Source organism: Streptosporangium sp. LJ11 (assembly GCF_051918945.1).
Lineage (GTDB): Bacteria > Actinomycetota > Actinomycetes > Streptosporangiales > Streptosporangiaceae > Streptosporangium.
On the sequence record NZ_JBPXMB010000003.1, the window covers coordinates 237871 to 255993 of the forward strand.

Sequence of the window (18123 nt, forward strand, 5' to 3'; positions counted from 1 at the left end):
CGCATCCCCGCACCGGAACCGTCGCTCACGATGGGAGGGCCGATGGAGCCGCCTCGTACGCGCGCAAATCGGTGAGCAAGGTCGACAGCAGCATCTCCTCATGGACGGCGGAGTTTCGGCGGCGCATCGTGTCCTCAAGGACCGGATCCCACGGCGTCGGGTTCGGCGAGCCGGTCAGAGCGAGCCTCGCGTCCGGCGGGAGCGTGGCCACGGCATCCCGGTAGTCGTCGGCGCCCATCCGCCACGGCTTCAGACCGGCCGCGAACATGCGGGCCGCGATCGCGACCCCGGGCCAGTCGAAGTCACCGTGATAGCGAACGATCACACCCGCGTCCACGAGCCGCCGCAACGCCACCCAGCCCGCGACGGACGGATTGCCCGCCGGGCAGACAATGGGGGCGGCTATGCGCGCCCTCGCCGCCGCCTGCAGGACCTGCGGATTCTCGCACGCGAACACGTGCGTGCCGGGGGCGGCGAGCCGGGCTTCCGCCGCCGCGCCGCGGAGTTCGTGCAGGGTCAGGTGCGTGACCAGCTCCATGTCGGCGCGGTCCCGCATCATCGCCGACCAGGGATCGCTCCCCGGTGGCCGCAGGGACCAGACGAGGACGGTGCCCGACACCAGGTCGGTAGCGACTCCCAGCCGCGCCCACAGGTCGCGCCGTTCCTCGGCCGTCTCCGGTACGGCGACGCCGAACGCGGCGGCGGCCGCACGCAACACGAGTGAGCCGGGGAGCCTGCCGTCGTCGAGGCCGTGCGCGTCGCCGAGACAGCGGCCGGCCAGCTCCGCGATCTCCCATCCGGTGCCTCGCGTAGCCGGGCTGCCGAAATCACCTGATGCCGAGAGTTCGGCGAGCACGGCCGCGAATTGGGTGACCGCCACGGCTGCGGTGTCGACACCGGCCCGGGTCAGCAGTCCCGAGCGACGTATGCCTTCGACGAACGCCGGGGCCCAATGTGTCCGCACGGCTCCGGCAGCCGCCAGCGCGGCGTCCAGTCGCGCCCATACGTCGGCCCACGAGGCGTGTGCCCTCTCTCTGATCGCCGCTCGATCCACAAGACCGTCCCCGGTGAGCTGCGCGACGACCGTGACCAGACCCGCGGCCGCCGCAGAGGACCGGAGGGCCTCGTCGAGCGCGGTGAGGGAGACGCGGATCCGGCCCGCGGCGACGGGCCTGCCGAGCAGGCCGGACAGCCGGTCGGCGCCGTTCTCGTCGAGCGTCACGGTGACCGTTCCCGCCACGGCGAGCCTGCCGCGCTCCAGCTTGCCGCGTACGGCCGTCCACAGGGGAGCGAGGCAGGCATCGGCGAGGTAGCGCCGGGTGCGTTCCGGCAGCCGGGGCTCGACGGGTGGGCTCACCGGGCGGGTCGCAGATGACGATTGTGGCCGTCCCAGTGGATGTGGGTGGTCACCGCGGCGGTGCCCTCCCCGCGCCGGATCTCGTAGCAGTCCAGCGAGGGAACCTGCGGATAGAAGCCCCACAGCGCGTGGCCGGTCATCGCGAAGTCCAGGTCGAGCCGGACGAGCAGACCCATCAGCTCTCCGATCGTGGGGTTGTCGACCTTGGCGAAGGCGTCGTCGAGCAGGATGAGCCGGAGCGCACGGGCCGTGTCCGGCAGGCCGGACAGGTAGGCGTCGGCCGCGGCGAACAACGTCACGTACGACACGAACCGGATCTCTCCCTGGCTCAGTTTGGCCCGTCGGCTGATCTTCCGCTCCCGCCCCTGCTCGGGGCCCGTGATGACGACCTCCATCTCATGCCACGACCGGTAGTCCAGCGCCGCCTTCAGGTGGGTCGCGTATCCCGCGGTCGGATCCGTGGCGAACTCCTCGCTGACGCGAGCGTTGAGCAGCTCGGTCAGCTCGTTCTCTTGCTCGGGGGAGCGTACGTCGCCGGCCGTGGCGACGAGCGCGCGGATCCGGGCGACGGTGGGGCCCGCGGCCTCGGAGAGGTTCCAGCGCAACTTGACCCCGATGCCATGGCTGGTGCTGATGCCGGCCAGGCTCACGTTCATGGCCTGGATCAACTCCTTGGCCTGCTTGAGCCGCTGCCGGAGTTCCTCGGCGACGCCACCGAGAATGAACTCGGTGAAGACGCGTCGTTCGCGGTCGCTCAGCGCCGACCGCCCCGCTTCGCACTGGTGATGGAGATCGGCGGCGGCCTCCGGCAGCGAACGCTGGCCGGCCGCGTCGGCGATCGCCGTCAACCGGACGCCGTCCCGCACCGTGGGGATGACGTCGAAGCCGCCGGCGAGTTCGCGTTCCACTATCTGCTGGGCACGGATCAGCGCGTTCTCATCGGCGACCTGACCGCGCCTGTCCAGCGCGGCCATCACGACCCCGACGGCCGCCTCGACGTTGGGGGGATCGATGTGCGTCGACGGGACATGGAAACGAGGTTGCCCGGTCGCGGCCGCCGCCACTCCGGGGAGCGCCAGCCGGGTGAGAAGCCTCTCCGCCGCCTTGCTGAGCAGGGCATGCTCCCGCTGGGCGTCCTCCCGAGCCAACCGCGCCTCGGCTTCAGCCTTGCCCTTCCGCCCCGCAAGCTCGGCGGCGCACTTGCGGGTGGATTCCAGTTCACGACGGCACGCCGCCAGCCCCGCCTCGGCGGAGTGCAGATCGGCTCGTGCCCGCTCGGCCGTGGCGCCCATGGTCTCCCTGATCGCGGCCAGCTCCGCGGCCTCCCCGTGCCACGTGCCCCACTTCTCGGCGGCGGCCACCTCGGCATCGTGCCGTGGCCGCCGAGCCTCCCGCGCTCCGGCCACGGCATTCGCGTGCAGGCCGACACGGTCGCGCAGCTCTGCCAGTCGCTGCCCGGCTGTCCTGCACAGGCGTACGGCGTCCCGGAGCCCGTCCCGCACCGCGGAGAGCTCGTCACTGGCGGTCGGCAGGTCGAATTCGACACATGCCGCCCGGTGCGCGGCGAGGGCGGCGGTCCACTCCCGGCGGAGGTCGACGGCGGCCTTGCGCGCTTCGTGGCACATCGGCTCGACTTTCTTCACCCGCTGCCGCGCGGCGACCGTCAGCGTGTGGGCCGACCGGACCGACTCGCTTGTCGGCGCGGTGCGCAGGTGAGAGTCGAGCGCGTCGCGTTCGTCGTGCAGCGCCTGCCGCCGAAGGGCTCGATTCTCGGCGGCATCGGCCAGGGCGGCGAGCGAGGCGTCGATCTCGGTGAGCCGGGCGGCCCGGGCGGCAGCCCTGGCGGCTGCGCCGATGTGCCGGGCCGTCGCCGTCCGGTGGCGACCGGTGAGGGGACCGTTGCCCCAGGAACCCTCGGTGTCCACCCAGGTGGGATGGCCCTGATCGCCCAGCGCGACGCGGTCGAGCACATTGCGCACCAGTTCCGCCGGAAGCGCGGACACGGCCTCGACGACCAGCGCGTCGCTCAGCGGATTCGCGGCCAGAGGGCCGGTGGCGCGCAGCAGGAGCCGGCCGTCCGGGGCCGCGAGACCGCTGTCCGTGATCGTGGCCGTCAGCAGTCCCGAGGCGAGCAGGGCGCCCTCAAGACCCGCGCGTTGCCCCTCGTCCAGCTGGGCGGCGAAGTCGACGGCACGCCACAACGGCACCTCGTCGCCGGACACCGGGCGCGTCCAGTGCGGCAGGGGCGGATCCGGATCGCGCGCGGCGAGCAACCCCTTCCGCTCGTCCTCCAGCGCCTGCCGTCGTTCCCTGTCCGCCCGGTCCTCGGAGTCGAGCATGGCGAGAGCACGGGAGAGCCGGTCGTGAACCGCGTCGGCAGCCGGCCTCACCACGTGGTCGAGCGCGGTGAGCAGATCCATCGTGTCGTCGCCGACGAGCGCGCCGGTGTCGTCGAGCACCGGCCGGAGAGCGGTCGCGGCCCAATCGACGCCGCTCAGCAACGTCCGGGTCGGCTCACCGGTTATCCAGGCCGTCCAGTCGCGCGCGAGGGCGAGCGCGGCGGCGTCTCTGGCCCTTTCCTCCCCCTCCGCCTCCGTCACGGCGTCGGCCAGCCGCTGTTCGACCTCGGAGGCTTTCCTGTCAGCGAATTCAACATCGCGTGCCTGTTTGTCGAGACGGCGCGCCTGCTCCAGGCGCGTGCCCGCGTGCGCGCCACGTTGTTTCGCCGTGTGGGAGACCTTGTTCACCTGGTCAACGGCGCCGTCCAGGTCCGAGGGGGTCGTCTCCAGGCGCGCCGGGACCGGGCGGGTGAGCGGCTCGGGTTCGGTGTGCAGACCGAGCCTGACCATTTCCATGGCATCCGCTTCGCCGTCGGTCATGACGCAGGCGACACCGGGCATGGTGGCGTGTACCCCGGCGCCCAGCAATGGATCCCGCGTCTCCTCGATGGCCTCCGCGGCGATGCGGGCCGCCTCGACGGCCTCGCGGGCACGCTCGTCGGCTCCCGCCACCTTGCCCGCCTCGTCGATCCGGGCGGCGATCGCCATCTGGATCGCCAACTCGGCGGTACCCCCGAGCGCCTGGACCCTGCGCTCCCGCTCGTCGAGATCACGGACGGCGCCGTACGCCTTCGAGGCGCGGATGCCCTCGACGCTCCTGCGCAACTCCTCCTCGTCGGTCGCCAGCTCCGCTGTCTTGGCCTCCGCCTGCGTGTGCTGCTCGGTCAGCAGCACATGCTCGCCGCGCAGCTTTTCAGCACGCCGTTCGACCTTCCGGACGGCGGTGGCGGCTGCCTGGGCGGCCTCGGCGGTCTCGCTCAGGACACCCACGGCGTACCGCCGGTAGATGTCGAGGAATCCGGAGACCGCCCGGTACGCCGTCTCCAGCCTCTGCTGAGCGGCGCGCGTCTCCGAAAGACCGTCGAGCTGCTCGCCCGCTCGCGACAGCGCGGCCTCACCGGGCGGCGGCAACGCGTCGGCCAGAATCTGCGGCAGCCTGCCCTCGTCGATCCGATTACCGACATCCGGCGCCCGAAGTGTCCGCAGCAACTGGAGCAGACCGGCGAAACGCTCCTTGCCCGAATCGCCCGTCAGCCCGAAGACCGTGGCGCGGACGCGTTCACGATGGACATCCGGTGAGTCGGCGATGCGATCCGCGCCTATCGCCTCGGCCAGCCCCTCACGCGACAGCGGGGTACGGTCGTCGCCGAGCAGGATCAGATCGTGTCCGACTCGACATGGTGTGGTGAAATACCACGCTTTCGCCTCACCGGTGGATCTCGCGAACCGGACAAGTGAGCCCAGCGTGATGTACTCCGGCTCTGTCGTCCCGTCCGAGGTTTTCCCGCCTTCTCCGTGGCGGACGAGTTCCAGCCAGAGGTAGCCGAGCCGGTTGGGCTGCTCCTGCCCACCGGCGCGCATCAGGTCTTCGAGGCGCACGCGGCCGGATCCGGTCGCGTCCATCCTGCGGCGGTCACCGTCGAGGAGGAAGGGCAGGAGCATTTCCAGGGCCCTGGACTTCCCCGAACCGTTGGTGCCTCGCAGCACCAGGCGTCCGCCGGAGAAGGAAAACTCGGTCTCGTAGTAGTGCCAGACGTTGATCATTCCTGCCCGATGCAGGCGCCACCGATGCGGATGGTGTTGTGGCGGGGTCTGCTCAAGGCCTGCGGACCTGTCGATCACGGAGATCGGACTCGTACGATCCATGGTGGTCATGCCGTCTCTCCGGTCTCGTCCGTGAACAACGGGTCCTGCATTTCCCGCGGGTCGGCGCCGAGCCGCCGCCTGGCGCGTGTCGTGGCCGACACGTCTCGTACGCTGGGCCGGTAACGGGCGGCGGCCGGATGGACGACCACTCCCTCGGTCACGACGGTGGCCAGGCCCACGGACGCCAGCAGGTGAACGACCTCGTCCCGGAAGCGGATCGGATCGTTCACGATGTCGCTCCGCCACGCTTTGGCGTGGCGGAGCGCGAGCTCGCCCAGCCTGTCGTCGACGACCGGCCACGGCGCGAGCACGCCTGTCATGGTCCGGCCGTCGAGGATCACCTGCCCGGCGGCCTTCGGTTCGAGAACCTCGATGAGCGCGTCGAGGAGGAGCAGCGCGGCCTGCCGCACGGTTCCGGTACCGGGGAAGGCGACATCGGTGAGTCGTTCGTCCGCGTCGTACGCGAGAGCGCCCTCCGCCCTGACTTCGAGCCCCAGGCCGAAACTCTCGTCCAGAACGCGGGTGAGCTCGGTGCGCTCCCTGCTCAGCACGTCGCGCTCCGCCTCACTGAGATCCCCGCGATGCACCACCGGGTTCTCCACCAGCTTGCGACGGAGGGAACGACGGGGCTGGTCGGGCACGTTCGGATCGTCGGCCCACAGGAGTTCGGGGCGCGCGAGCGGGTAGAGGGGGCGCGCGACCAGGTGTGGCAGCAGGCTCCGGTTGACGGTCAGCAACGCCTCCTCGCGGCGCTCACCCCATGCCACCACGCTTCCGTCCGTCTCCGTCAGCACGCCCCAGGCGAGCAGGAAGTCGATCGCGGCGACGAGGTCGCGTCGTTCGGCGAGTGTGTCGTCGATCGTGATGCCCGTGGTGGCGGCGTCCGCCCGGATCTGCTCCACGAGCTGCGACACCAGGACCTGTTCCCCCACATCCGACGCCAGCAGACCGGCACAGACCAGGGCGAGATAGGCGTAGGTCCGTGGCGTGAACTCACCGCCGGAGTGGCGGCGAGCGGGGCGGACCGGGGCGTCGGGCGACAGCGGCGCCTTGACCAGCCGGGCGAAACCGGTCTCGACCACCAGGGCATAGCCCAGCAACCTGGCGAAGGTCGACTTGAGCGCGCCGGAGTGCTTGCGTACGAGGGCGAGCTGTTCGGGGTGCCGATGCGCGGTGAGCACGGGGTCGGCGAGAAGAGCACGGGCGGCGACGCGTCGCTCGTCGGCGTCATGGGCTGCGATCGTCATCCCTCGGTTCCCGTCTGGTCGTCGTCGGACATGGCGACGTCGGTGAGCGAGGTGACGCTCAGGCCCAGATCATGGACGGTGAGCCGGCCGTCATCGGAGTACACGCGGGTTACGCCTCCTGGGCGGGGTACGACGACCAGAGCCAGGTCCAGGTCTGTGTCCACGGACGTGACCGAACCGGTCAGATCCGGTGTGACGGCCAGCAGATCGGAGAGCTTGTCCAGCAACAGCTCGCAGGCCGCACGGGTGATCCTGGCCTCGCTCAGGTCTCCCACGGCGATGAGCTCGGCCGCCGCCCCGGCCTTGCGGGCGACCTCCTCGTCCGCTTCCGCCAGCAGCCGCTCACGGTCGAGACCCGGGTCGGGAACGCGTGCCGTGCGCCCCCGTGCCGTGCGGTCGCCGCGTTCCCGCAGCGATACCGGTACGTCGACCGGGTCGGCGTCCCACCACGAGGTGCTCGCCGTGGCCCGGCCGCCGACCTCGTCAGGGCCCATGAGCAGGTGCCGGGAGGGGTAGGCGCCGAACGCCGCCGCGAAGATACGGTGCGCCTCCTCGGTGTCGGCCTCGGCGAACCATGTCGCGAGACGAAGGAGATCGGCACGTCTGGACACTCCGGTGCCCGCGGCGGCCAGCATGCGCTTCGCGTTCGCGAGGAGCTGGCCGAGTGCCTGCTCCGCTGCCGCGCGCAGCTGGGCGGGCCCCGAGCGGCCGTCCCTGCCGTACCACGCGGCCAGCTCGGTCCACTCGGCGGCAGTCCGGCCAGGCGAGCGCTCGGCCGGGCTACCATCAGGACCGGTTAGTCCAGGAAGCGCGGCGAGCACCGCGAGAAGCCGGTCAAGATCGGGAAGTATTCTGTCCAGCCGGTCGGCGACCGCGGGCGCGTGCCGGGCGACATCGGCTGATATGAGGTCGACGTATTCGAGGAGCAGGGTCTTGAACGCCGCGTACTCGGCTCCCGCCAGGTCATATCGGGACATGACTTGATGAAGATAAGCGTAGAAATCTCGCACGCTTTCGGTGAAAAATCGCTGGTTGTTGAAGACGGTGGTCACATCGGCGGCCAGCGCTTCGGCGTCCATCCGCCGGCCGTCCGAGAGTCGCGCCAGGATGTGGTCGAGGATCTCGGCTGTGCTCCCGAGCAGCTCACGGGCCACTTCTCGCGCTCCGTCGGTCGCGGATAGCAGCTCCTCGACCTGCCGGTGTGCCCTGCCGCCGAGTTTCGAGACCTGATATCGGGAACGGGAGCGCAGCCACTCCGAGACGGTCGCCACCCGGGCGTCGCGCACCGACCGGACCAGATTTCCCCATGACTCGAGTCGCCGGCATCGGTCTTCGACGTCGTCCGCCGACAGCGTGATCCCGGCCTCCTCCAGCAGCGTGGCGGCCTCCGTGGCTGACAAATCCGTGAGCAAGGTGTTGGTGAAGAGCCGCATCAGCGCCACGTACTCATGGGCGTGCTTGTCGGCGGTCGCATACCGATAAAGGTCCAGTCGCGCTCGTGCCTCCGCCGGAAAATCCTTCGCGTCATCCAGCTCCATGTCCTACCCATCTTGTGTGATCAGCACAAGTCGCCACTCGCCGAAGGGTATCCGCTTACGGTAGATGAACCTCCGACATTTTCGAACTGTTAATCTTCCACGAAGGATTCGAAAACGTTCTCGAAATGTGTTCGACGAACACGGTCTGAGAGTGTGGAATTTTGCATGCAATAAAGACGTTTTAGGACCTATCTGTATATATGTGATTAAAGGTGATTTTGGTCTTTATGACGGAGTTTTCGGGGGTGTCTGAAAAGTTATGATCAGAGTGCTCTGAGGCGCTATAGAGGCGCAGGGGCGGTTGCGAGGTCGATGGGCAGGCCGGCTCGGATGGAAGCACAGGAAGGCCAGGGCGATTATGGCTGTGGTCACGCGCCGGTGCCGGGGCATCCGTTTGCGGACGTGGTCATCGGGTCAGGCCGAACAGGTCCTCGCCGCTCCGTTTGATCGCTCGGGTGTCGTCGGTGATCAACGCCCCGTCAGAGCGACCCGGGTGCTGCAGGACATAGGCGCGGCGCGTCGACGTCCCGCGTGGAGACATACGGATCTTGTGCATGTGAGTCAATCAAATCAACTCCACAGAAGCCGGGGTGCATCAGAGTCTCCATCGAACCCTGGGCTGTTCATCTGACAGGGGCTGGTCTCGCTGGTATCTCCCATGGCCTGCCGCCTGGCCGACGCGGTGTTGATCGAGCAGACGACGAAGGGATCGAACAACGCCGCTTCATGGGTTGGGGATCTTCGTCGTCCGCCGAAAAGCTGCATCCAAACAGGAATGGATGACGCTTCTATTGCAAAGATGCGATTTCTGCTTAAATAGGAGATTATCTCGAGATGGTCTTCTCATCCGTCGGATCTTGGACGCGGCCCGAGGTTGCGATGACCTGTGGCCACCTTGAGGGGACAGAAACTCAACGGGACGTCCCGTCTTCATTCGCCGACCGGCTGCCAAGGTAGCCGCAGGAGGCTGAGTCATGGTGAACATAGTCGTTTCAGGCTTGACGGCGGCAGGCAAGACGACGCACGCCTTACTGTTGGCGCGGCGGCTCAGTTTCGACTATGTTTCCGCCAGTCGGCTGATGCTGGCACAACTCGAGATCGAGCATGATCCCGACAACAGCCTGTGGGTGACTCGAATGCAGGAGATCGAGGACCGGCGCGACCGCCAACCCGTCGACAGCGATGTCAACAAGTTGCTGGTCAGTGCATTTCGGACACGCACCAACACGGTGTTCGACTCATGGTCGCTTCCCTGGCTGACCGGTAGCGTTTCCTGTCTGCGGGTGTGGATCGAGTCAAGCCAAGAGTCTCGCGCGATGAAGGCGCGCGTCTCCCAAGAGCCGTACGGCCCTTTCCTCTCGCTGGACGACTGCCGAAGGCTGATCGATGACAAAGATGCGTCGACCGCACGGCGTTTCCAGCCCCTGCTGGAGGTGGACATCCGGTCCGACCGATCAGTTTTTGATCTTATCGTTGACAATTCGGACCTGATTGCGGAGCCAACGATCGAGTCCGCACGGCAGGGGATCTCCACGTTCCACCGGTCGCTAATGGCCAGCGTGTTGGAGCGCCTCCCCGGCGACACGCATCATGGGAAACGCTGACAATATGCGATGGGGCCGTTCGGGGGTCCCGGAGCAATGAAAATATCCAATTGAAAGGAAGCATATGGACCAGCTGCAGCTCGCAGGATGCGTGATCCCCAACGCCGACGGCGAGATCCTATTCCTGCACCGAAACACCGTTAAGCGACAGCAGTGGGAGATTCCGGGCGGAAAGCTGGACCTAAATGAGGACGCGGTCAAGACGGCTATACGCGAGGTTCGCGAAGAGATGGGCGTCGAAGTCGAGATTCTTAGGGAACTCGGAACCCGATCTTTTGACGAAGACGGCTACATGATGGTCTATACATGGTTTCTCGCCCAGATCATTGACGGCACCCCTGCGGTGCAGGAACCCGCCACGCACGACCGCTGCGAGTATCTGAGCTTGACGCAACTCAGCCAGATAGCCGACGAGCTCTCGCCGAACACCCACAACTTTCTCGAGGAGGTTACATCGGGACGGATATATATCTAATACCGTATTTTAACCGGATGGGCGGAGGTTCGGCATAGTGCGAGTCTTTTTGGAACAGGCAACCATCGAAGATCTGACTCGGCTCATCAACGCCGAGACGCACGCTGATTACCTATACATGTATCCGCCGCGCCAGACCTACCGTCCGTTCGAGTCAGATACCATCGGCTCATTCAGTGGACTGGTCGAGGCGTCTCTGGCTCGATTCGACGATCTGAACCTGTACGTTCACGTGCCTTTCTGTCGTCAGATCTGCAGCTTCTGCAATCTCTACACGACCAACGACCTCCGGCGCGATCTCCAAGGGTATGTCGACGCTGTGCTGATGGAAGCGGAGAAGTATATACCTCTGTCCGGCAAGAAGCGGATACAGACGCTCTATCTGGGGGGTGGCACGCCGTCCATATTGACAGCCAAACAGATCGAGCAGCTCATCACTACGCTTCTTGAACACTTCTCCAGCACGCCCGGCCAGATCCCCCCAGAAGCCGCACTTGAGGTTGATCCGTCGACTGTTGACGCCGGGAAGCTCCATGAATTACAGTCCGCGGGCATTAATAGGATTAATTTGGGTTATCAGTCGATGGTTGAGCGAGAAGTGATCCACATCGGGCGCAGACGTGGCGAAGCGGCTGGTCTTCGATTACTTGAGGAAGCTCTCGCTGTCGGCTTCTCTAATGTCTGCGTCGACCTCATCTACGGCCTACAGCACCAGACCGATGAAAACTGGTGTGCTTCCGTCCGGCAGATCGTCGGTGTGGGGCCACCGACGATCTGCGCGTACGCCCTTACGCTGCGCCCGTTTACCGGCTATCAGCGACGCGGTTACGATCAGATCGACGGCCGGGTCCTCCATCGGCGCTTCGACATGGCCGACCAGATTCTGCGAGATGCCGGCTACCGCCGGGAAACACATGTGAGGTGGGTCAAGGGTGGCGGCGGATATTTGCAGAAGGTCAATCACTGGGGTATGCAGAACATCCTCGGATTCGGGGCGGGCGCACGCAGCTATCTATGGGAACTCGACTTCCGGAACGGATATTCGGTACGCGACAGGCGTGGGGCGCTCGATCTGTACGCGGATGCCGTCAGCACCGGCAGGTGGCCTGTAACCGATGGTTACCTCATGTCCGACGAAGAGCGGATGCAGAAAGCGGTGGCACTCAATGTTCAGTCCCTGGACCGTCGCTGGTTTGCCGATCTTTTCGGTGTCGATCCCTTGTCTGTGTTCGAAAGAGAGTTCTCAACGCTGGCATCACTGGGTTTATGCCACATCAATGATGATCTTGTCACACTGACCGAAACCGGAATCAAACACCGCGACCTCATTACCCAATGCTTTTTTAGTATCGAGGTACGCCGACGCCTTCGAGAGTTCGACTATAGTGAATAGCATTCAGCTTTCCCGCAACGAGTTCAAGCTCACCTGGATACATCTGTCCGACATTCATTTCGGGGCCGGTGGCGGACATGGGGCGGCCGAGCGCAACGATGTGTTGGACGCACTGGTGGACGATATCCGACGGATGCGCGACAGAGTTCCCCCCGTTGACCAAATAATAGTCAGCGGAGACATAGCATTCTCGGGTGGCTCGTTGAGCACCGGAGAGTATGATGAAGCGACCGCCTTCCTCACCAAGCTGGGAGCCCTACTTGGTCTAGCCAACGATGCGATTCTAGTGGTTCCTGGAAACCACGACATCAATCGCAGCATAGCGCGCGACGACGACGTCCGGCGTTGGCTCGATGAACTACGCTCCCCACATCGGCCGATAGATGATGCTCTCGCCAGTGATCGCGGCCATGATCGCCTCCGTTTCAGCGCTCGCATGTCGAACTACTTGGCGTTCGCACAGAACTTTGGCGAGTGCGTTGGCACAGGAGAGTCCGTTGGTCTGGGCTACTGGACCACCCTGATCGAGGCGAGAGATGATCTGAGGGTACGCATTTCCGGCGCCAACAGTGCCCTGCTCTCCCAGGATGACGACGACTTCCAGCGGCTACAGCTCGGCCTGACACAGTTCGGAACCCTGAAAGGCGCTTCGGACCAGCATGACGTGCTAATCCTCGTGACACATCATCCTGTCGACTGGTTGCGGGACCGTGACCCGATCGCGGCACGTATTCGCCGGTCGGTCGACATCCATCTTTACGGTCACGTTCACGATGGCAACTCCGAGCGGGGAAGCGGCGGTGGTGGCAGCGCACTCATCCGCGTCGTGGCGGGTGCCGTACACGAGTACGACAGCGCGGGCCGGGCAGGCACGAACAGTTATGGGTATTCCGTCGGCTCAATATTCGTCGGTGCTGATCAGCGCATCGGGCTACGGATATGGCCGAGGCGCTGGACACCACATAACGCGGATTTCAGGACGGACATCGCGGTTGTTCCCGACGGGCAGATATTCGCCGACCATGTAATTAGAGAGCGCGCGGATCCACCGAGGCCAAGTCATGGGCAGAGCGGATCGCAGTCTGCATTTCAAACGCCTGAGGCATCGGCGGAGCAACTGCTGTGGCGAGCATCGGAACGGTCGGCTCGTCGCTTGGGCGCTCGGCGCACGGCCTACCCTTTGGACTTAAGCATCGCCCAGTTGCATGGTCGCGGTGTCTACGTCCCGGCATCGTTCACCGATCAGGCACGCGATCTGGCCGGCGTCGGGGTCGACCATTTAGTGGGAGAGATCACGGCGCAGCGATCGGTCCTTATCCTCGGCGAGCCGGGCAGCGGCAAGAGCGTCGCGGCGTACGCCCTTCTTCAACGATTGCGGGAACGGGTCCCCGCAATCGCGATAAGGGTCTCAGAGCTTCCCGACGCCGTTGATGGGAAAGCGGCACGGACGGACCTCGCCCTCGCGCTGGGGGGTGCTCTGGACGAGTACACAGGTCGACCAATTCTGCTCATAGACGGACTCGATGAGACGCTTTCGGAGTTCGACTCTTCAGCCGACTTCTTCATGCTGCTGAATCGGCTCAGAGAAGCTTTTACGCTGGTCATTACGTGTCGGCGCAGAGAGTTTGAGGACAATCTGGCGAAGACGATGGAGAGCGACACATTCGACTCTATTTTCTCCATCGACGCGTGGACATTGGATCGACAGTTCGCCGATTTTGTCAACCGGCTGGTAATCGCCAGATTTCTCGACTCGAACGCGATACTCGGCGAGATCAGAGAGTCTCCCGTTCTTACTCAGATGGTTAATCGCCCACTATTTGCCAGAATGCTCACGTTCCTGGGGCAATCGGGTATGGATACGGTCACAACCGTCTCCACGCTTTACGCCGAATATATCGACAAACTTGGAACGACTAGCGAAATCGCGCTTGCCGCCGCAGGATGTCGCCAGTCATCGCAACCGAAGGAGATCTGGACCGAAGCCGCCTGGGTAATCTTCTCCAAAGCACTGCTGTCCGAGGAGCGGTTCAGCGTGGGCGCGGTTACTGCCCTTGTGGCCACCGAACTCGGTGCCCAGCCTCGCTGCGTCGCGCGGGCACTCGGCCACATCTGCGATGAATGGCGGGTGGCTGGCCGGGTTTGGGGAAGATTCGTCCACTACTCATTCTTCGAGTATCTCGTCGCCTGTCACTACCTGGACGAGGTTTCCCAGTCGGTCATGAAAGGTTCGGCTACGCACCTCGCGCAAAGCCTCAGCTTCGACCTCACACCTGAGATCCGTCACTTCTTGGTCGACGAGCTACGCCTGGCGAATATTCCAGATCTCAGTCGGGCGCTGGAAAGTGCTTATCAAGAGAGCAAGCAGTTCGGTCGGAGGTCGGCGCGGACCCGGACCGTCGGCAATCTCATCGCCTACCTGTTGTCTCGAGTCGCCTCCGACGCGCGAGCGTCACTTCGCCGCCTGGTGGCCGGCGAGGAGGACATGTTTCTCCAACAGTCACTGCTCTGGGGATTGTGCCATCTGGGGGACGGGCAGGGACTCGAACGGTTCGTGGCCGAGTCGAGGGCCTCTGCCCAATGGCGCGCGTGGAACCGTGGCTACCTCATGTACTACTACGGCGACATCGACCGGCGTGAGGACCCGCCCTTTGTCGATACCGATCCCCGTCGACCCTGGGGGCGTACACGCGAGCGGTCGATCTCTCTTATGACTGCTCCCTCCTATCAGGCCATCGCGCCACAGCGGCGGTACCTGGACCTGTACACGCTCTACGACTACGCGATCTGGCGCGGAACAAGACTTACCGGTGACGATATGGAGACGGCTCGCATGACATTGACAGCATTGTGGGAAGGGTCCGGCATCGGAAGTGATCTCCTACTCGAACTGCAGGCGATGCATTCCGCCGCATGCTCGGATTCCTGAGGATCTATCCGTTTCTCAGCCAAGCACCGCATCTGTTCCGACATGCTCTGGAAGACATGACAGGCAATGAGAAGCGATGAAACGTGCGACACTCGCCCGTGCTCAGCCGCAGTGGCTCCAGCCGCTCTTCCACGACAGTGACCCGTGCGAGCCGCCCCAGATGACGCACTTCCCGGCGGCGGGAAGCCGTACGGGGCCCGCGTAGACGGTGAACCTGCCGGAGTTGCTCGCGGTGGAGCCGCCCTTCACCTGGAGGATCGCGTTCATCGCGATCTTGGAGGGGAACACGTACCTGGACATGGTGACGACGCAGTTCCTGCCCTGGGCGGTGTTGTAGAGGAGATGGACGGTCGCCGCGCGGCCCAGGGCCCTGGAGGCGACCACCTTGTAGCCGCTCCCGCAGACGCCGGTGGCCGTGTAGGGGTTGGGCCTCTGGCTCGGGGTGGCGGTGGGCTGCACCGTCGGTTTCGCGGTGGTGGGCTTGGAGGTCGGACTCGGAGACGACGAGGGCTTGGGGGTGCCGCTCGGCCGCGGCGTGGTCGTCGGCTTCGCGGACGGGGTCGGCTTGGCGGTGGTGGCCGTCGGCCTGGGGGTCGGCGAGGGGGATCCGCTCGGCTTCGGCGTCGGCTTCCCCGTGGCGGGGTACGGATCCCCGGCCGGCTGGGAGGTGCGCCGGGACGGATGGGGCGTGATCGCGGCGACCGTCTCGGTCTCCTCCTCCGGGGCCGGCTCCGAGGGCTGGGGAGATTCCTCCACGACGTCGGGGATGAGCGTCGGCTCCTGATCCGCGGCCTCCGACACGGCGGAGGTCGCCACCGGTCGCGCCGCCGCGGCCTTACCGTCGTCCTGGAGGAGCGCCACGGTCCCGGCGGCCACGCCGAGCGCGGCCACCACCGCCACCCCGGCGAGCAGGAGCCCCACCGGCCGGGGCGCCTTCCTCCCGCCGGGCTCCCGGCTGTTCCGTCGTGATCCGCTCTGCTCCGGTCCGGGGCCGATAGCGGGGCCGGGCGCGGAACCGGTAGCGGGGAGGGGGAAGGCGGCCGGGCGCGGGACCGGGGTGGTGGGACCCGAGCCCATCAGGTGGCTGACGAGCTGCTCGGCGGTGGGGCGCCGGGCCGGGTCCTTGGACAGGCAGGCCGCGACCAGGTCACGCAGCGGCCCCTCCAGCGGGCCCAGTTCGGGCTGCGCGTTCAGGATCCGGTTGATCACGACGGCGATGGAGTCCTGGCCGAACGCGGGCGTGCCGGTCGCGGCGAAGACCATCGTGACGCCCCAGGCGAACACGTCGGCCGCGGGCGTCACCTCGCCGGGGCCGAGCTGCTCGGGCGCGAGGTAGGACGGGGTCCCCATCGCCACCCCGGTCGCCGTCATCCCCGGCGAGTCCAGCGCCCTGGCGATGCCGAAGTCGATCACCACCGGGCCCTCGGGGCCCATCAGCACGTTGGCGGGCTTGAAGTCGCGGTGCAGGATGCCCGCGCGGTGGATCGCCGACAGCGCGGTGGCCGTACTGACGGCGAGGCGCTCCAGGGAGGCGCCGCGCCGGGGCCCCTCCCGGTCGACCAGCAGGCGCAGGGACGGTCCCGGGACGTACTCGCTCACGATGTACGGGCGGCTGCCGGCGAGGTCGGCGTGCAGCACGGCCGCGGTGCAGAACCGGGCCACCCGCTGCGCGACCGACACCTCGCGCAGGAAGCGGGCCCTGGCCTCGGGATCGCCGGTCAGCCCGTGGTGCAGGAGCTTGACGGCGACCTGCTCGCCCCCGGGCCCCCGCCCGAGGTAGACGACCCCCTGGCCACCCTCGCCGAGCCGTCCGATCAGCTCGAACGAGCCCAGCCGCGGTGGATCCTCCCCGGTGAGCGGCTCTGTCATGTGTTCCCCCGAAACGAACCCCGAACAAATCCCGAAAAATTGTTTTATGTGAGGCAGAACGCTACCAGCGTGAGTGCCGATAGAGATCTGCCGCGGCGCGGAAACCCGCTCAGATGGCCTTGCCGGGGTTGAGGATGCCGAGCGGGTCGAAGACCTTCTTGATCCCGTGATGGATCTCCTCGGTGACCGGCCCGGTCTCCAGCGCCAGCCAGCGCCGTTTCAGCAGCCCGACGCCGTGCTCGCCGGTGAGCGTGCCGCCCATCTCCAGGGTCTCCCTGAAGAGCTCGTCGGCCGCAGCCCACACCTGCGGCGGCGGCTCGGTCAGGGCGTGGTCGAAGATGAAGACCGGGTGCAGGTTGCCGTCGCCCGCGTGGGCGACCGTGGTGATCAGCACGTCGTGCCTGACCGCGATCGCCTCGATCTTCTCGATCATCTGCGGCAGCAGGGAACGCGGCACGCACACGTCCTCCACCAGGCACTTTCCCAGCCGCTCCTTGGCCTGGTAGGCCATCCGCCGGACCCCGATCAGCTCCTCGGCCTCCTGCGCCGACGACGACACCGCCACGAAGGCCGCGCCGTTGGCGGTGCAGAGCTCGGCCATGCGCTCGGAGACCGCGGGGCCGTCCACCGCGTCCGACTGCGCGATCAGCATCGCCCGGGTCGACTCCTCCAGCCCGATGTTGCGCCAGTCGTCGATGGCCTTGAGCGTGTTGCGGTCGAGCATCTCCATCAGCGACGGCTGGCAGCCGGCCGCGATGATCGCCGAGACGGCGGCGGCGGCGTCCCTGAGGGAGGTGAACTCGGCCGCGATCGTCGCCGGGTAGACCGACGGGGCCCTGCGCAGCCGTACCGTCGCCGCGGTGATGACCCCGAGCGTCCCCTCGGAGCCGACGAACAGCCCGGTCAGGTCGTACCCCGTCACGCCCTTCACGGTGCGCCGGCCGGTGTTGATCACCCGCCCGTCCGCGAGCACGACCTCCAGGCCCATCGCCGAGTCACGGGTCACGCCGTACTTCACGCACCGCAGCCCGCCCGCGTTGGTGGCCAGGTTGCCGCCGATGGTGGAGATCTCGTACGAGGAGGGGTCGGGGGCGTACATCAGCCCGTGCTCGCGGGCGGCCCGGTCCAGGTCGGCGGTGATGACGCCCGGCTCGACCACGGCCGTCTCGTCGGCGGGGGACAGCTCCCTGATGGCCGCCATCTTGTGCAGCGCCAGCACGACGCATCCCTCGACGGCGGTCGCCCCGCCCGCCAGGCCGGTCCCGGCACCCCTGGGCACCACCGGCACCCGGTGCTCGGTGGCCCACCTCATCACGGCGACGACGTCGTCCCTGGTGTGCGCCAGCACCACGGCGAGGGGTCTCCCCGGCTCCAGGAAGGTGCGGTCCCGCGCGTAGGAGTCGGTGACGTCGGGATCGGTCAGCACCTTCTCCGGTGCGAGCGCTGCGACGAGTTCGGAGATAGCGGTCACACGTTGGACTGTACGGCCTGTCCCAACATGCCTTC

At 66.5% G+C, this 18123-nt stretch carries 10 protein-coding genes; 4 read left to right on the top strand and 6 right to left on the bottom strand.

The features are described 5' to 3' along the window. Nucleotides 1-25: 25 nt before the first annotated feature. The 4 genes from ACTOQ3_RS05780 to ACTOQ3_RS05795 are packed head-to-tail and all read right to left on the bottom strand — an operon-like array spanning nucleotide 26 to nucleotide 8347. Nucleotides 26-1357 carry a TIGR02679 family protein gene (locus tag ACTOQ3_RS05780; protein ID WP_440082368.1) on the bottom strand — a complete coding sequence of 444 codons (1332 nt, stop codon included), beginning with the start codon at nucleotides 1355-1357 and terminating at the stop codon, nucleotides 26-28. After that, nucleotides 1354-5571: a TIGR02680 family protein gene (locus ACTOQ3_RS05785; RefSeq protein WP_440082369.1), complete on the bottom strand. Its 4218-nt coding sequence runs from the start codon at nucleotides 5569-5571 to the stop codon at nucleotides 1354-1356. The genes ACTOQ3_RS05780 and ACTOQ3_RS05785 overlap by 4 nt, the downstream gene beginning before the upstream one ends. Next, complete coding sequence (locus ACTOQ3_RS05790; RefSeq protein ID WP_440082370.1) at nucleotides 5568-6809, bottom strand: TIGR02678 family protein; 1242 nt, start codon at nucleotides 6807-6809, stop codon at nucleotides 5568-5570. Before ACTOQ3_RS05790 ends, ACTOQ3_RS05785 begins: the two co-directional genes overlap by 4 nt. Beyond that, nucleotides 6806-8347, bottom strand: a complete 1542-nt coding sequence (locus tag ACTOQ3_RS05795) for a DUF2397 domain-containing protein (protein WP_440082371.1) — start codon at nucleotides 8345-8347, stop codon at nucleotides 6806-6808. Before ACTOQ3_RS05795 ends, ACTOQ3_RS05790 begins: the two co-directional genes overlap by 4 nt. Before the next feature lie 974 nt (nucleotides 8348-9321). Here ACTOQ3_RS05795 and ACTOQ3_RS05800 point away from each other — a divergent pair. The 4 genes from ACTOQ3_RS05800 to ACTOQ3_RS05815 all read left to right on the top strand — a co-directional run bounded on the left by ACTOQ3_RS05800 (nucleotide 9322) and on the right by ACTOQ3_RS05815 (nucleotide 14748). Then, nucleotides 9322-9951 (top strand): cytidylate kinase family protein, encoded by a 630-nt coding sequence (locus tag ACTOQ3_RS05800; protein ID WP_440082372.1) that lies wholly within the window; start codon nucleotides 9322-9324, stop codon nucleotides 9949-9951. Between the two features lie 64 nt (nucleotides 9952-10015). Then, nucleotides 10016-10426 (top strand): NUDIX hydrolase, encoded by a 411-nt coding sequence (locus ACTOQ3_RS05805; protein WP_440082373.1) that lies wholly within the window; start codon nucleotides 10016-10018, stop codon nucleotides 10424-10426. 37 nt (nucleotides 10427-10463) lie between these two features. Next, a complete protein-coding gene (locus ACTOQ3_RS05810; protein ID WP_440082374.1) occupies nucleotides 10464-11819 on the top strand; it encodes a coproporphyrinogen-III oxidase family protein in 1356 nt (451 codons plus the stop codon). Continuing rightward, nucleotides 11812-14748, top strand: coding sequence for a metallophosphoesterase (locus tag ACTOQ3_RS05815; protein WP_440082375.1), 2937 nt, complete (start codon nucleotides 11812-11814; stop codon nucleotides 14746-14748). Before ACTOQ3_RS05810 ends, ACTOQ3_RS05815 begins: the two co-directional genes overlap by 8 nt. A 102-nt stretch (nucleotides 14749-14850) precedes the next feature. Here the strand turns inward: ACTOQ3_RS05815 and ACTOQ3_RS05820 are convergent, their stop codons facing one another. Then, entirely contained in the window at nucleotides 14851-16617 is a 1767-nt protein-coding gene (locus ACTOQ3_RS05820; RefSeq protein ID WP_440082376.1) for a protein kinase domain-containing protein, read from the bottom strand. Between the two features lie 109 nt (nucleotides 16618-16726). Further along, the gene (locus ACTOQ3_RS05825) at nucleotides 16727-18088 is read right to left on the bottom strand and encodes an FAD-binding oxidoreductase (protein WP_440082377.1); all 1362 of its coding nucleotides are present in this window, start codon (nucleotides 18086-18088) and stop codon (nucleotides 16727-16729) included. Nucleotides 18089-18123: the final 35 nt, after the last annotated feature.

Coding starts and splice junctions, on each gene's coding strand:
- ACTOQ3_RS05785 (WP_440082369.1), bottom strand. CDS start 5,571: ATGACCACCATGGATCGTACGAGTCCGATCTCCGTGATCGACAGGTCC.
- ACTOQ3_RS05790 (WP_440082370.1), bottom strand. CDS start 6,809: ATGACGATCGCAGCCCATGACGCCGACGAGCGACGCGTCGCCGCCCGT.
- ACTOQ3_RS05795 (WP_440082371.1), bottom strand. CDS start 8,347: ATGGAGCTGGATGACGCGAAGGATTTTCCGGCGGAGGCACGAGCGCGA.
- ACTOQ3_RS05800 (WP_440082372.1), top strand. CDS start 9,322: ATGGTGAACATAGTCGTTTCAGGCTTGACGGCGGCAGGCAAGACGACG.
- ACTOQ3_RS05805 (WP_440082373.1), top strand. CDS start 10,016: ATGGACCAGCTGCAGCTCGCAGGATGCGTGATCCCCAACGCCGACGGC.
- ACTOQ3_RS05820 (WP_440082376.1), bottom strand. CDS start 16,617: ATGACAGAGCCGCTCACCGGGGAGGATCCACCGCGGCTGGGCTCGTTC.